The sequence below is a fragment of the Promicromonospora sp. NPDC050880 genome (assembly GCF_044456525.1).
GTDB lineage: Bacteria > Actinomycetota > Actinomycetes > Actinomycetales > Cellulomonadaceae > Promicromonospora.
Map to the genome: position 1 here is coordinate 31,518 of NZ_JBITFV010000018.1, position 13,958 is coordinate 45,475.

14 protein-coding genes are annotated in these 13,958 nt (G+C 73.1%); 5 read left to right on the top strand and 9 right to left on the bottom strand.

Going from position 1 to position 13,958, the window contains the following annotated elements; all coding sequences use genetic code 11:
* Window positions 1–272 precede the first annotated feature (272 nt).
* From ACIBBF_RS21995 to ACIBBF_RS22010, 4 genes are read right to left on the bottom strand one after another with little or no spacing between them, the layout of a single operon-like run.
* Window positions 273–2,729: a TIM-barrel domain-containing protein gene (locus ACIBBF_RS21995; RefSeq protein ID WP_397417599.1), complete on the bottom strand. Its 2,457-nt coding sequence runs from the start codon at window positions 2,727–2,729 to the stop codon at window positions 273–275.
* A 46-nt stretch (window positions 2,730–2,775) separates the two neighbouring features.
* Window positions 2,776–3,678, bottom strand: coding sequence for a carbohydrate ABC transporter permease (locus ACIBBF_RS22000; protein WP_397417601.1), 903 nt, complete (start codon window positions 3,676–3,678; stop codon window positions 2,776–2,778).
* Window positions 3,675–4,604: a carbohydrate ABC transporter permease gene (locus ACIBBF_RS22005; RefSeq protein WP_397417603.1), complete on the bottom strand. Its 930-nt coding sequence runs from the start codon at window positions 4,602–4,604 to the stop codon at window positions 3,675–3,677. Before ACIBBF_RS22005 ends, ACIBBF_RS22000 begins: the two co-directional genes overlap by 4 nt.
* Before the next feature lie 52 nt (window positions 4,605–4,656).
* The gene (locus tag ACIBBF_RS22010; protein WP_397417605.1) at window positions 4,657–5,949 is read right to left on the bottom strand and encodes an ABC transporter substrate-binding protein; all 1,293 of its coding nucleotides are present in this window, start codon (window positions 5,947–5,949) and stop codon (window positions 4,657–4,659) included.
* 168 nt (window positions 5,950–6,117) lie between these two features.
* Here ACIBBF_RS22010 and ACIBBF_RS22015 point away from each other — a divergent pair, with 168 nt between their 5' ends.
* Window positions 6,118–6,741: a VOC family protein gene (locus tag ACIBBF_RS22015; RefSeq protein WP_397417607.1), complete on the top strand. Its 624-nt coding sequence runs from the start codon at window positions 6,118–6,120 to the stop codon at window positions 6,739–6,741.
* On the opposite strand, the gene ACIBBF_RS22020 is transcribed toward ACIBBF_RS22015, so the two are convergent.
* A complete protein-coding gene (locus tag ACIBBF_RS22020; protein WP_397417610.1) occupies window positions 6,686–7,345 on the bottom strand; it encodes a uracil-DNA glycosylase family protein in 660 nt (219 codons plus the stop codon). The two genes, ACIBBF_RS22015 and ACIBBF_RS22020, sit on opposite strands and share 56 nt — an antisense overlap.
* A gap of 145 nt (window positions 7,346–7,490) precedes the next feature.
* On the opposite strand from ACIBBF_RS22020, the gene ACIBBF_RS22025 reads away from it, so the two are divergent.
* The 3 genes from ACIBBF_RS22025 to ACIBBF_RS22035 are packed head-to-tail and all read left to right on the top strand — an operon-like array spanning window position 7,491 to window position 10,170.
* Window positions 7,491–8,324, top strand: coding sequence for a lysostaphin resistance A-like protein (locus ACIBBF_RS22025; protein ID WP_397417613.1), 834 nt, complete (start codon window positions 7,491–7,493; stop codon window positions 8,322–8,324).
* Window positions 8,321–9,499: a histidine kinase gene (locus tag ACIBBF_RS22030; RefSeq protein WP_397417615.1), complete on the top strand. Its 1,179-nt coding sequence runs from the start codon at window positions 8,321–8,323 to the stop codon at window positions 9,497–9,499. The genes ACIBBF_RS22025 and ACIBBF_RS22030 overlap by 4 nt, the downstream gene beginning before the upstream one ends.
* Window positions 9,496–10,170, top strand: a complete 675-nt coding sequence (locus ACIBBF_RS22035; RefSeq protein WP_397417617.1) for a response regulator — start codon at window positions 9,496–9,498, stop codon at window positions 10,168–10,170. The genes ACIBBF_RS22030 and ACIBBF_RS22035 overlap by 4 nt, the downstream gene beginning before the upstream one ends.
* 19 nt (window positions 10,171–10,189) lie before the next feature.
* Here the strand turns inward: ACIBBF_RS22035 and ACIBBF_RS22040 are convergent, their stop codons facing one another.
* A complete protein-coding gene (locus ACIBBF_RS22040; protein ID WP_397417619.1) occupies window positions 10,190–10,750 on the bottom strand; it encodes a helix-turn-helix domain-containing protein in 561 nt (186 codons plus the stop codon).
* 134 nt (window positions 10,751–10,884) lie between these two features.
* Between ACIBBF_RS22040 and ACIBBF_RS22045 the strand changes: the two genes are divergently transcribed.
* Window positions 10,885–12,096 carry an MFS transporter gene (locus ACIBBF_RS22045; RefSeq protein WP_397417621.1) on the top strand — a complete coding sequence of 404 codons (1,212 nt, stop codon included), beginning with the start codon at window positions 10,885–10,887 and terminating at the stop codon, window positions 12,094–12,096.
* Window positions 12,097–12,106: 10 nt separating this feature from the next.
* Here the strand turns inward: ACIBBF_RS22045 and ACIBBF_RS22050 are convergent, their stop codons facing one another.
* The 3 genes from ACIBBF_RS22050 to ACIBBF_RS22060 all read right to left on the bottom strand — a co-directional run bounded on the left by ACIBBF_RS22050 (window position 12,107) and on the right by ACIBBF_RS22060 (window position 13,947).
* Complete coding sequence (locus tag ACIBBF_RS22050; RefSeq protein WP_397417623.1) at window positions 12,107–12,847, bottom strand: hypothetical protein; 741 nt, start codon at window positions 12,845–12,847, stop codon at window positions 12,107–12,109.
* Window positions 12,844–13,293 (bottom strand): GNAT family N-acetyltransferase, encoded by a 450-nt coding sequence (locus ACIBBF_RS22055; protein WP_397417625.1) that lies wholly within the window; start codon window positions 13,291–13,293, stop codon window positions 12,844–12,846. Before ACIBBF_RS22055 ends, ACIBBF_RS22050 begins: the two co-directional genes overlap by 4 nt.
* A 93-nt stretch (window positions 13,294–13,386) precedes the next feature.
* A complete protein-coding gene (locus tag ACIBBF_RS22060; RefSeq protein ID WP_397417627.1) occupies window positions 13,387–13,947 on the bottom strand; it encodes a YcxB family protein in 561 nt (186 codons plus the stop codon).
* Window positions 13,948–13,958 lie beyond the last annotated feature (11 nt).

The window sequence follows — 13,958 nt, forward strand, 5'->3', positions numbered from 1 at the left end:
CTCAACCAGGTCGGCGCTCCCCCGCCCAGGTCGGCACTCCCCTCAACCAGGTCGGCGCTCCCCCGCCCAGGTCGGCACTCCCCTCAACCAGGTCGGCGCTCCCCCGCCCAGGTCGGCACTCCCCTCAACCAGGTCGGCAGTTTGCTTCGAAGTCGGTCCAGGCCTGTGCCGACTTCGATGCAAACTGCCGACCTTCGAAGCAAACTGCCGACGCCGGAGCAGCCCGACGCGCCCCAGCGGGGCAGCCCGACGCGCGCCGCCGGGGCAGCCCCTCAGCGCGCCGCCGGGTCGACCGCCGCGAGCTGCTCCACCAGCGCCGCGCGCACCGTCTCCGGCAGGTCGACGGCCGCGAGCTCGGCGACCTTCTGCGCCACCGGACGCGCGCTCCTGACCACGTCCCACGCCTCCAGCTTCTCCGGGTTGCCCCACTGCGCGCTCTCCAGGACGGCGCGCGCCGCCTCGGTCCGGTCCGCGCCGACCCGCAGCGGCCCGCCCGCGACCCGGACGACGATCTCGCCGGTCACGGGCCCCGACGCGCGCACGCTCCAGCGGCCGTCGACGCCGTCCACCGGGACCGGGACGCCGTCGACCGTGACCGGGCCCGCGGGGACACCGGCCAGGAACGTGAGCGTCCACTCTCGCTGCGCGGGCACCGCCGAAGCGTCGCCGCGCACAGGCTCGATGCGGAGCTCGCCGCGTTCGCGGTCCCACCGCAGCACGGTGGTCGCGGCCGGCCCGTCAGCGCCGGACGAGGCGACACCGCCCGCTGCGCTCGACCCCGCGCCGTCGACCCGACCGCCGCCGCCCGGCGAATCATCCCCCTCGGCGTCCTCTGCCAGTACGAGCTCTCCCGACGCCCCGGGTGCCACGAGCACCTCCAGCGCCTCGGGGTTGCGCGTGGCGTCCAGGTCGGTCCCGCCGTCCAGCGGCAGGATGCCGCCCTCGCGCAGCAGCACCGGGACGGAACCCAGCGTCCGGTGCATCTCGACGGTGCGCCCGCCCTGGTAGACGGCGTCCGTGAAGATGTCGGTCCACAGCCCCTCGGGCAGCCACACGCGCACGCTCCCCCGCAGGGACGCGGCGTCCCGCGGCGTCGTGATCGGCGCGACCAGCAGCTCGCTGCCGAACGCGTACTGGTTGGGCACGCCGTACGCCTCGTGCCGGCGCGGCTCCAGGTGGTACATCGGCCGCACGAGCGGCACGCCCGCCGCCGCACGGTGGTTCATCGTGTGCAGGTAGGGCACCATGCGGTGGCGGAACCGCAGCGCATCGGTCATCGCGGCACGGTGCTCCGGCGGGAACTGCCACGGTTCCTTGCGGATGAACGGGTTGTTCGCGGAGTGCAGCCGCATGATCGGCGAGAAGACGCCGGACTGCACCCACCGGGTGGCCAGCTCGTCGTCCCGCACGCCGCGGGTGTGGCCGCCGATGTCGTGGCTCCACCAGGAGTAGCCGATGTTGGCCGCGGTCGCGGTGAACTCCGGCTGGAACGCGAGCGACGCCCATGAGACCACGGTGTCGCCGGAGAACCCGACCGCGTACCGGTGGCTGCCGGGTCCGGCGTACCGGGAGAACGTCATGCCCGGCCGGCTGTCGCGCGCGGCGTCGAGGTGGTGGAAGTGGTTCAGCACCCACAGCGGGTCCACGCCGGGCATGCCCGAGGTGCGGCCCTGCTGCCAGTCGATCCACCAGAAGTCGACGCCCTGCTCCTCCAGCGGGTGGTGCAGGTGCTCGAAGTAGGCCTGCAGGAAGGCCGGGTCGGTCGGGTCGAACCCGAGGGGCTGCCCGCTGTCCGGGTCCACGCCCAGGGCGCGGGCCATGGCCGGGTAGGCGTCCTCGAAGGCGCGGACGCCGTCGGCCGGGTGCAGGTTGAGCGTGGTGCGCAGGCCGCGCTCGTGCAGGGCGCGCAGGAACGCCGCCGGGTCGGGGAACAGCGTGGGCTCCCACGAGTACCCGGTCCAGCTGCTGCCGTACTCGGGCGGCACCGACCCCACGCGGTGCCAGTCCATGTCGATCACCGCGACGGAGAACGGCACGCCCTCCTCGTCGAACCGGTCCATCAGCGCCAGGTAGGACTCGTCGCTGTAGGGGTGGTACCGGCTCCACCAGTTGCCCAGTGCCCAGCGCGGCAGCCGCATCGGGTTGCCGGAGACCCGGTAGAGGTCACCGACGGCGTCGGCGTAGTCGCGGCCGTGCACGAACACGTACAGGTCCTGCCGGCCGGGCACCCGGGAGCCCACCCAGCCGTCGTCCTCGAACAGGAACGAGGCCGAGTCGTCGATCACGCCGATCCCGTCGGGCGCCACGACGCCCGGTTCGAGGTCGGTCCGGCCGTCGACGTCGTCCAGCGTGCGGGCGGTCCCGCCGAGGTCGCGCGTGGGCTCGCCGTACCGCCAGCGCCCGGAGTCGCGCCCCAGCACCTCGACGACGAGCCCGCTGGCGGAGAACTCCCCGCCGTCGTACCGCAGGCGGGCGCGGCGCGTGGTGACCACGACGCCGTCCCCCACGCGCTCGACGGCGAACTCGGCCGGCGGCAGGTCCCGGCGGATCGCGAACGTCGAGGCGCGGTCCTCGAAGCCCCCGTCGGCCGACCGTTCGACGCGGAACACGCCCTCGGTCAGCACGGTGATCCGCCAGCCGGCGCCGAGCACCTGCTGCTCGGGCCGCGCGTGCGGGGCGGCGTCGGGCAGCGGGCGGACGGCGGGCAGGCTGTCGACGGTCTGAGACATGTGGCTCCTCGGGAGTCGGTGGTGCGGGTGGTGCGGCGGCCGGGGGTCAGTGCTTGACGGCGCCCTGCGTCACGCCGCTGATCACCCAGCGCTGCGCGAACAGGTACACGACGATCGTCGGCGCCATCGCCATGAGGTACGACGCGAACGCGACGTTGTAGTTGGTGCCGAACTGGCTCTGGAAGATGTTCTGCACCACGGGCAGCGTCTGCAGCGTGGGGTCGGACATGATGAGCGACGGCATCATGAAGTCGTTCCACGAGGCGAGGAAGGCGAAGATGCCGACCGTCGCGTTCATGGGACCGAGCAGCGGCAGGATGATCCGCCAGAAGATCTGCCCCGTGCTCGCGCCGTCGATCCGGGCGCTCTCCTCCAGCTCGACGGGGATGGAGCGCAGGTAGGCCGTGTAGAGCAGCACGCTGAACGAGAGCTGGAACATGGCGTGCAGGATCCCCACGCCCAGCGGGTTGTCCAGGCCGGTGAGCGCCGTGAGCTGGATCTGCGGCAGCGCGACCACGGGGAACGGCAGGAACAGCGCCACCAGCAGGTAGATCATCGACCAGCGGAAGAACCGGTGGGACCAGTTCCGCGCGATGGCGTAGGCCGCCAGCGAGCTCAGCAGCAGCGTGAGCACGACGGCGATCGCCGCGACCGCCACGGAGATCCCGAACGAGACCGGGAACCGGGTCAGCGACCACGCCTCGGCGAAGCTGGCCGGGTTGAACGGCGCCGGCAGGGAGAACGCGTTGCCGTCGGCGGACTGCGCGCTGGTCTTGAACGCCATCGACAGCGTGACGTAGAGCGGCACGAAGACCGTGAGCGTCGCCAGGCAGAGCAGAACGGTCAGCGGCCAGTTGGTGCGGTGGGCCCGGCCCGTGGCGCCGGGCCGGTTGCGGGGGCGGACGGCGGGGCGCGGCGCGGCCGCGCGGGTCGTGTCGACGGTGGTCACAGCTGGACCGCCCTTCCTCGGGTGGCGACGATCTGGGCGACGGAGATGAGCGCGGTGACGATCAGGAAGACCGTGGCGTTGGCCATCTGGTAGGCGTAGTCGCCGCCGGTGAAGCCGCCGAAGATCGTCATGGCGACGCTGCTGGTCGACGTGCCGGGACCGCCGCCGGTCAGACCGACGATGACGTCGTAGACGCCGAGGTAGCCCTTCACGCCGAGGATCGTGTTGATGAGGATGAAGCCCGCGATGAGCGGCACCGTGATCGACCGGAACTGCCGCCACGGGGAGGCGCCGTCCAGGGCGCTGGCCTCGTACAGCTCGCCGGGGATCGAGGTGAGACCGGCGGTGTAGACCAGCAGCGCGCCGGGGATGGTCTGCCACGCGGACACGATCACGATGGACAGCCACGCCAGGTCCGGGTTGCCGAGGATGCTCTCCTCCAGCGGCCCGAACCCGACCGCCGTGGCGATCGCGGGCAGCGAGTTGGAGAACAGGAAGTTGAACACGTAGGCCACGACGATGCCGGAGACCACCATCGGGATGACGAACACCGTGCGCAGGCTGGTCACGAAGCGGATGCGCCGGGACAGCGCCACGGCCAGCGCCAGGGCGATCACCTGCGCCACGACCACGGTGACCAGCGCGAACCCGAGCGTGAACCCGTAGGACTCCAGGATCCGCGGGTCGCTGAAGAGCGCCGCGTAGTTGCGCAACCCCAGGAACGACCAGTCCCCGAAGCCGACGTAGTCGGTGAGGCTGTAGAAGATGCCGATCAGCGCCGGGACCACGACGAACGCCGTGAACACGAGCAGCGTCGGCACCAGGAACAGGTAGAAGACCGGCTCGACGCGCCGGCCGCCCGACCGGTGCCGGTCTCCTCGCCCTCCCTCCGCGGTGGGCAGGGGCAGTGCGGCTTGTGCGGTCATCGTCGCTCCTCGTCGAGCCGGGCAGGTTCCATGTGATACAACGTTGTGCCAGTCATACGGTCGCGCCCCGTCCCGCCAGGCGGCGCCAGTCGGCGTCGAGCTGGCGCAGCATGCCCTCGAAGTTGCCGCTGCGGATGGCGGACTGCAGGTAGTTGCCCAGCGGGATCGACGTGGGCACGAACGTGCCCGCGCCCTGGTAGAAGGCCGCGCGGTCCACGTACTCCTGGAGCCCGGCCAGCCGCTCGTCACGCTGCGGCGGGGCGTCCTTGAGGGTCGAGTAGGCGAGGTTGTCGGCGTTGTAGGCGTTGATGATGTCGGGCCGCATGAGGAACTCGACCAGCTCGCGCGCCTCCTCCTGGTGCTGCGACGCCGTCGGGATCCACAGGCCGAGGTCGATGTTGACCCGGGCCTGCCGGTCGTCCGGGTTCTCGGAGACCGGCAGCGGGAACGTGCCGATCTCCAGGTCGGGGTCCACCAGCGCGATCTGGCTGAGCGCCCAGGGCCCCTGGAGGTACATGGCGGCCTCGCCCTTGCCGAACGCCAGGTTGCCGTCCGCGTAGGCGCGCACCGCGTGGTCCGGGTTGAAGTACGACGAGACGGTCTTGGCGCGCTCCATCGGCACGGCGAAGTCCTTCTCGAACGACACCTCGGAGTCAGGGCCCACCTCGGTGCCGAGCTCCTTCATCCGCGCGAAGAACTCCCCCGGCGCCACGAGGCTGCCCACCGAGTAGTCGAACAGGCCCTGCCACAGGGTCCAGGTGTCCCGGTCGGTCGCGTAGACCGGCGTGATCCCGGCGCGGCTGAGCTCCTCGCACACGTCGACGAACTGCGACCAGGTCTCCGGCACCGGCAGGTCGTGGTCGCGGAAGATCTTCTTGTTGTAGATGACGCCCGCGGCGGCGAGCGAGTACGGCAGCACGCTCGTGCGCCCGGGGTAGGTCGCGTACTGGTCCGTCAGCTCGCCGATGTCGGTCCGGACCGTCTGCGCCGACGGCAGGTCGGAGAGGTCACCGAGCACCCCGCGCTTGATGTACCGGGCGAGCTCCAGGTTGTCGTTGAAGCAACCGACGTCGGCGGGCTCGTTGCGCACGAACTGCGGCGCGATGGCCACGGTCGAGTCGTGCACCACGGTGATGCCGGGCCGCTCCTTCTCGAACCGGCGCAGCAGCTCGTCGAAGTAGGCGATGACCTCTTGCTTCTGCTCGTAGAAGCGCAGCGTGGTGCCCCCACCGGAGGACCCGGTGGGCGACGCGCAGCCCGCTGCACCCAGTGCGACCAGTGCGGCCGAGCCGGCCAGGAACGACCGGCGGCTCAGCGGGACGGAACGGCTGAAACCTGCACTCACACCTGGACTCACGCTGCATCTCCCATTGCTCGAACTCCATTGCTCGCGGCGACCGTCGGAATTTACAGCGCTGTAAATGACCCGTCAAACGTGTCTCGTCCCCCGGCCCGCGCATCCGGTCAGGAATCGAGAAGCCCCCGCCGGCGCGCGCCGCCTAGCGTCGACGGCATGGCACACATCGACTCCGTCACCCTCGAGGTGACCGACCTCAGCTCGGCACGTTCCTTCTACGACGCCGCCTTCGACCTGGGCGACGTCCTGCACCTGCGCGAGACCGACGCACCCACCTCCGGGTTCCGCGGGTACCACCTGTCCCTCGTCGCCGCGCAGCCGGGCGACGTCCACGCGCTGTTCGACGCCGCGGTCGCCGCCGGCGCCACCGTGCTCAAGCCGGTGGCCACGTCCCTGTGGGGCCACGGCGGCGTGGTCCAGGCGCCCGACGGCGCGATCTGGAAGGTCGCGACGTCCGCCCGGAAGGACTCCGCCCCCGTCACCCGCACGATCGACGAGGTGGTGCTCCTGGTCGGGGCGGCGGACGTGCGGGCCAGCAAGGCGTTCTACGTGGAGCGCGGCCTGACGGTGGGCAAGAGCTTCGGCTCCTACGTCGACTTCGGCAAGGGGCCCGGCCGGGTCGGGTTCGGTCTGTACAAGCACCGCGCGCTGGCCAAGGACGCCGGGGTGCCGCCGGAGGGCTCGGGCTCGCACCGGCTCGTCGTGCACGGCGACCTCGGGACCGTCACCGACCCCGACGGCTTCGCGTGGGAGCCGGCGCGGGTGAGCCACGGCGGCTGACCGCGGCCCCTCGGCCGCCGGCCGCGAGCGCCTGGGCCACCCGCGCCCGGAGGGCGGGCACGACCTCGTCCTCGAACCAGGGGTTCCTGGCCTGCCAGCGGAAGTTGAGCGGGGAGGGGTGCACGAGCGGGATGTCCGCCGGCAGGTACTCGGCCCAGGCGCGCACGGTCGCGGTCAGCGTCGGTTTCGCGCGGGAGCCCAGGTAGTACTTCTGGGCGTAGGCGCCCACCAGGATCGTGAGCTCCACGTGGGGCAGCTCGGCGAGGATCTGCCCGTGCCACCGGGCGGCGAAGTCCCTGCGGGGTGGCAGGTCGCCGGACGCCCCCTTGCCCGGGTAGTAGAAGTCCATCGGCAGGATGGCGAACCGGTCCGGGTCGTAGAACTGGGCGTCGTCGACGCCGAGCCAGGCGCGCAGCCGCACCCCGCTGGCGTCGTTCCACGGCACGCCGCTCTCCTGTGCCTTGCGGCCGGGGGCCTGGCCGACGAGGGCGATCCGCGCGCCCGGCCCGGCGGTGTAGAGCGGCTCGTACCCGAGGTCGCGGGCCCAGGCGTTGGACGGGTGGGCGGCGATCTCGGCGCGGATGCGGTCGAGGGTGGTCTGCACCCGGCCCAGTCTGGCCCCGTGGCTGTCCCCCGTGCGAGCTACTCGCAGGTGTCCACCGTGCGGTGACGACCTGGCGGGGCCCGGTTCCCTAGCGTTCCGGGTAGCCCGCGGCGCACCCGCCGCGGCCTCTCGCGAAGGAGTCATCGTGCGTCTGGTGTGGCAGCTCGTGGCCGTCGTGGCCGTCTCGTTCCTCGGTGGACAGGCCCTCGTGGCGGTCGAGGACGACCCCTGGCTGACGTTCGCCGTCGGCCTGGCGACGGCCGTGGTCGGCGTCGTCGTCTACCGGTGGGTGGTGCGGCTGACCGAGCACCGAGCGGTGGTGGAGGCGGCCCTCCGGGGTGCCGCGCCCGCCCTCGTCCGGGGCACGCTGCTCGGCCTCGGCCTGTTCGCCCTCGTCATCGTGAACCTCGCCCTTCTCGGCAGCTACACCGTGCACGGCCTGGGGTCGCCGTCGAGCGCACTGGGGCTGCTGGGGTTCATGGCCGCCGCTGCCGTGACCGAGGAGCTGCTGTGGCGGGGTGTCCTGTTCCGGGTCGTGGAGGGCTGGACCGGAACCTGGGTCGCCCTGGCGGCCACCGGTCTCCTGTTCGGGCTGGCGCACCTGCTCAACCCGCACGCCACCCTGTGGGGTGCGATCGCCATCGCGATCGAGGCGGGCGGCATGCTGACCGCGGCGTACGTGGCCACGCGCAGGCTGTGGGTGCCCATCGGCCTGCACCTCGGCTGGAACGTGGCCGGGAGCGCGATCTTCAGCACGGAGGTCTCCGGCAACGACACCCCGCAGGGGCTGCTCGACGCCACGACGTCGGGGCACGTGCTCGTGACGGGCGGCACCTTCGGCCCGGAGGGCAGCCTGTACTCGGTGGTGTTCTGCGTCGTGACGGCCGCCGTGTTCCTCGTGGTGGCCCACCGGCGGGGCCGGATCGTGCCGCTGCGGCGGGCCGCACGGACGGACGTGACCGCTACGCTCCCCCGGTGATCGATCTGAGGCCGGTCCTGGACCGGTGGCACCGGCTCGACGTCACCGTCCGGGACCTGCCGCTCGCCCTGGGGCTCGCCGCGGCGGCCTTCGTGCCGGTGCTGCGCGACTACGGCACCCAGGTCGGTGGCCTGCCGGCCCGGCCGGTCGACGCGTGGGCGGTGCTGGCCATCGCCCTGCAGTGCCTGCCGCTGGCCGTGCGACGGCGGTGGCCCGCGGCGTGCGTCGCCCTGGTCTCGTCCGGGTTCGCGCTCGCCCAGCTCCTGGCCTACCCGTCGTTCGCCGGGAACGCGCTGGCGGTCGCGCTCGTGAGCACGGGCGCCCACCTCGCCCGACGCCGTCTTGCCGTGGCCGGTGCGCTCGGCGCCGGGTACGCGGTGCTGGCGGTGGCGCTCGACCGGCGCGGCGGTACGGAACGGCCGGACGAGTACGTGACGTTCTTCCTGGCCCTGGTGCTCACCTGGGGCATCGGCGCCTGGCTGCGCTCGACGCGGGCGGCCGAGGCGGAGCGCCGGCTCCGGGTCGCGGAGGACACGCGCGCCGCCGAACGCACCCGCCTCGCGCGCGAGCTGCACGACGTGGTGACCCACCACGTGACGGCCATGGTGGTGCAGACGGAGTCCGCGCGGTACCTGACGGCGGCGCCGGACCGCCTGGAGCAGACCCTCGACGCCGTGACGGACACGGGCCGGCGCGCGATCGCCGACCTGCGGAACCTGCTCGACGTGCTGGATCCCGGGCACGACGGGCCGGCCCGGGCGCCGTCGACCGGTGACCTGCACGTGCTCGTGGAGCAGACGCGCCGCGCGGGTCAGCCCGTGGAGCTGGCCGAGCACGGCTCGCCGTCGCCGGCGAGCGGGAGCGCGGAGCTGGTGGCGTACCGCGTGGTCCAGGAGGCGCTGACGAACGCCCTGAAGCATGCGCGCGGGAGCCGGACGGTGGTCGACGTGCACTACGACGAGAGGGAGATCGGCGTGGAGGTCGTGACAGCGGTGCCGGGACCACGGGAGGGTTCGCCGGGTCCGGTGGCGAACCGTCCGCCGGGCCGGGGCGGGCGGGGCCTGGCCGGGCTCCGGGAGCGGGTCGGTGCGCTGGGCGGCGAGCTCGGCGCGGGCCCGGACGCCCACGGCGGCTTCGTCGTGTCGGCGCGCATCCCCACGGGGAGCGCCTCGTGACCGCCGGTTCCCCGGCCGCACCGCTGCGGGTGCTGGTGTGCGACGACCAGATGCTGATCCGTACCGGGTTCACGACGATCATCGACGCGCAGCCCGACATGGAGGTGGCGGGCGAGTGCGGGGACGGGCGGGCCGCCGTCGAGCTCGCCCACGAGCTGCGGCCCGACATCGTGGTGATGGACGTCCGCATGCCGGTGCTCGACGGCATCGAGGCGACCCGGCTGCTCGCCGGCTCCGGGGTGGCCCGACCGGTCAAGGTGCTGGTGGTGACCACGTTCAACCTGGACGAGTACGTGTACGAGGCGCTGCGTGCCGGGGCGAGCGGGTTCCTGCTCAAGGACGCACCGGCGGCGCAGCTGCTGCAGGGCATCCGCACGGTCGCCTCCGGGGCCGCTCTGCTGGCCCCGGAGGTGACCCGGCAGCTCGTCGGCCGGTACGCCGCCCGGATCCGTCCGGCGCGGGACGAGCCCGGCGACACCGGGCTCACCCCGCGCGAGCTGGAGGTGCTGCGCCTGATCGCCGACGGCCTGTCGAACGGGGAGATCGCGACGCGGCTGGTGATCAGCCAGGAGACGGTCAAGACGTACGTGTCGCGCATCCTGACCAAGCTCGGCCTGCGGGACCGCGTACAGGCCGTGGTCCACGCCTACCGCACCGGCCTGGTCACCTGACCCGGCGCGGCGGGACCCGTCACCCCCGCCGTGGGATCATCACCACCCACAGGAAGTCCGTCGCCTCGGCGGCGGTCCCGAACGCGTACGCCGGGTCGTTGACGATGCGCGCCGACTCCGACTCGTCCACGTGCAGCTCGGCCGTGCTCGACCGGAGGCGCAGCCGCCCGTGCAGCACGTGCACCATCGAGTCGGGCGCGCCCTGCTCGGGCGCCGTCTGGTAGGTGTCGTCACCGACGATGTGCCACTTCCACAGCTCCACCGAGACCTCGCTCGTCTCGGTCGACTTGAGCAGGTAGGCCCAGCTCCCGTTCGGCGTCGACCACACCAGGACGCCGTCGGGCGAGGGTTCGCCGGCCAGGCCGACCAGAGCGGGGAACGTGGTCCCGAGCGCCGAGGCGATGCGGTCGACCGTGGCGAGGCTGGGGTTGGCCTGGCCGAGCTCGATCTGCGTGAGCATCCGGCGGCTGACGTCGCTGAGCTCCCCCAGCCGGGCGACGCTCAGCCCCGCACCCGACCGCAGGGCGCGGATGCGCCGGCCCACGAGGACCGCCACCTCGGGCCTGATCCGCTCCGCCATGCACCCCTCGCCTCATCGGCACGTCGACATCCACCCTCAGTGAGCAATATAGTGCTCACTGAGGGTGGTCCGGCCGAGGAGCCGGTCGCAGCCGCATTCTACGAACACCAGCCCCACAGGAACGAGAGACCCCGATGACCCGCACCCCGGCACCAGCGCCGGAGCACACGCCCGACCGGCAGCGCTCGCGCCGGGACGTGCTCCGCTGGCAGGCCGGGTACGGGACGTTCGGCGTGCCCCAGGCCGCGGCCCCCATCGCGTTCGCCCTCATCGCCCTCCCCATCACCGGGACGGCGGAGTCCGGCGCCGCGCTCGTCCTCGCCATGACGGCGGCCCAGATCGTCGGCGCCGTCCCCATGTCCCGCCTGGGCCGCCGGTTCGACGGCGTGCGCTACCTGCGCGTGCTCATCGCCGTCCGCACCGCCGCCCTGGCCGCCGTGACCGCGCTGGCCGCCGCGCAGGCGCCGTTCGCCCTGCTGGTGCTCGCCGTCGTGGCGGCCGGAGCCGTCAACGGCGCCGCCTACGGCTACCAGCGGCTGCTGCTCAACCACCTCGTCGAACCCCGCGACCTGCCGCGCGCGCTCGGCGTCGCCGCGACCCTGAACGAGATCACCTTCGCCCTCGCCCCGGTGCTCGCCTCCCTGCTCGGCGCCGTCTCGCCCGTGTGGGCCATGGCCGCCGTCACCGTGCTCGGCGTCGGGCCGCTGGTCCTCATGCCGGCCGTCCCCGAGGCGCACGACCTGCGCGTCGACGAACCCGCCCGCGCCCGCCGGCGGATCCCCCGGCAGGCCTACGTCTGGCTGCTGTGCGCCGCCGCCGGCGGCGGGGTGGTCGCGTCCGTCGAGGTCGGCGCCGTCTCGTTCGCACTCGCCTTCGGGCTCGGCCCGGCGTGGTCCTTCCTGTTCGCCCTCGTGCTGTGCGTCGGCTCGGTCACCGGGGGCGTCGTCGTCAGCGTCCGCAACCGCATGCCCCGCCCCTGGAGCGTCGTCACCTACCTGGCCGCGACCACCGCGGCGTCCGCCCTGGTGCTGCTCGGCGGGCACCTCGCCACGGCGCTCGCCGGCGCCGCCGTCATCGGCTTCTTCCTGCCGGTCCTGGGCACCTTCTACTCGCTGGCCCTGGACCGGCTCGCCCCGCCCGACCGCCGGGCCGAGCTGTTCGCGCTGCTGCGCACCGCCACGTCGCTCGGTGTCATCGTCGCCAGCGGGCTCCTCGCCCTGCTCGGCCTGCGCGCGACGCTGGCCGGCACCCTCGTCCTGCTCGTGTGCGCCCTCGGCGTCACCGTGGCGCACACCCTGCTCGACGCGGGCCGGCAGCCCACCCTGGATGAGGCCTCCGTGCCCTGACCCGGAGGGGTCAGAGCCGCAGCAGGTCCCGCACCAGGGCCTCGCGCAGCCCGGCGGGCGGGTCCACGTAGCCCTCGGCCCGCAGCGCCCCGGGGAACCCGCCTGCCGCGAACGCGGTGTTGAGGTCGTCCACGAACCACGTCGTCGGACCGACGAGGCCGTCGACGCCGACGCCGGGCAGCTCGATCCCGTACGGGCCGTCGCCGCTGATGTTGGCCTTGTGCAGGGCGTCGGGCGCGTAGTCGAGCTGGAACGGGGAGACGCCGTCCTGGTCCGCGTCCTCCTGCCAGAGCTCCCACTCGCCCTCGTAGTACTCGCGCGAGCCACCCCCGTACACGCTGTGCTCGAACTCGACCACGAGCGGGTCGGCCAGCACGCTCTCGGGCCAGCGCGGGTGCTCGCCCACGAGCCACACGTCACCGACCTGGCGGATCCATGCCGCCACCGTCATCGGGAACGGCGCGAACTGCGCCTCCATCCAGTCCGCCAGCGCGGGGGCGCCGTCGGACGGCGGGAAGTGCGCCGGGCGCGGCGTCGCGTCGTCGTCGTTCCGCGCGGCGACGAAGCCGTCCGCCGTCAGGCGGTCCACGAGCGTCTCCACGTTCCGGCGGGCGCGTGCCGCCATCTCGCGGGCCACGGCCTCGGCGTCCTCGCGGTACGGCGCGTCGAAGGCCGTCAGCCCCAGGGCGCGCAGGTCATGCCACACGCCGTCGTGCTCCCCGGCCTGGTACCGGGCGAAGTGACTGGTCACGGACGCATCCTGGCAGATGCGGCAGTCCTGAGGTGCACCAGCCCGGCCGCCGTCGGCCGGAAGCCGCAGGCGTCGAGATAGAAGCCCTCGAGGTGCGGCTCGAAGTCCACGTGCAGCCACTCGCAGCCCGCGGCCCGGGCTCCCTCGACCGCCCGGCGCACGACGGCGGTGCCCACGCCGCGGCGCTGGTGGCTGGGTCGCGTCTTGGTGTCGATGAGGAAGGCGTGGCCCGCGCCGTCCCACGCAACGTTCACGAACCCCACCAGCGTTCCGTCCGCGCTCCGGGCGGTGACCCATCCCAGGGAGTGGTCGTGGACCCGGTCCCACCAGCCGGGTTCGGGGTGTCCGCCGTGGGACCGCGTGAGGTCGACGACCTCCTCGTCGGACACGGGCGTGCGCCAGCCCAGGACCACCTCGTCGGTCGGCACCACGTCGTCGCTCGGCATCGGGTCAGCGTGGCGGTGGTCCGGCCCCGCGGCAAGGCCATTTGGCACGGACCCGGGTTGACTCCATCTGTGCGCCGGCGGCGCCCGGCCGGATCAGCGGATCACGTACCGCCCGACATGTGCCCGGATGCGCTCCCGGACCAGGGCCTGCTCGCCGACCGGGACGGCCCGCTTGGGCAGCCAGAAGATCATCGAGGCCAGCCCGTTCGGCACGTAGAGGTAGTAGGCCCCGGCCGTCTCACGGGCCTGGGACGCGACGCCCCAGACGCACGCCTGGCTGCCGCTGGGGCCCTCGTGCCGGAAACCGTCGTCGTCCAGCACCGCACGCACCGGCTCGCGGTTCGCCGGCCTGCGCCAGGCGGCGTGCGCACCCAGCGGCGCGTAGCCCAGGACGACGATGCCCGTGAGCATACCGAGCACCACCAGCGGGGCCAGGGTCGCGGCGTCGGCGACGGGCGCGCCGTCGTCCCGGACGAGGAGGAAGGACAGCCCGATCATCGCGGCGATCAGGCCGAGAACACACCAGCCGAGCACCCGTACCGCACGCATCTGGGGCATGGCACGCAGCAGGTCCGCGTAGTCGGCACGGACGGGGACGAAGTCGTACGCCGCGTCGGCGGCGGTGGGTCGCCGGCCGTGGGTCTCGGGAGTCACGGCCGGAGCGT

Bases quoted from the DNA above. Each gene is read 5' to 3' on its own strand.
- ACIBBF_RS21995 (WP_397417599.1), bottom strand. From the start codon at position 2,729: ATGTCTCAGACCGTCGACAGCCTGCCCGCCGTCCGCCCGCTGCCCGAC.
- ACIBBF_RS22005 (WP_397417603.1), bottom strand. From the start codon at position 4,604: ATGACCGCACAAGCCGCACTGCCCCTGCCCACCGCGGAGGGAGGGCGA.
- ACIBBF_RS22015 (WP_397417607.1), top strand. From the start codon at position 6,118: ATGGCACACATCGACTCCGTCACCCTCGAGGTGACCGACCTCAGCTCG.
- ACIBBF_RS22040 (WP_397417619.1), bottom strand. From the start codon at position 10,750: ATGGCGGAGCGGATCAGGCCCGAGGTGGCGGTCCTCGTGGGCCGGCGC.
- ACIBBF_RS22045 (WP_397417621.1), top strand. From the start codon at position 10,885: ATGACCCGCACCCCGGCACCAGCGCCGGAGCACACGCCCGACCGGCAG.
- ACIBBF_RS22055 (WP_397417625.1), bottom strand. From the start codon at position 13,293: ATGCCGAGCGACGACGTGGTGCCGACCGACGAGGTGGTCCTGGGCTGG.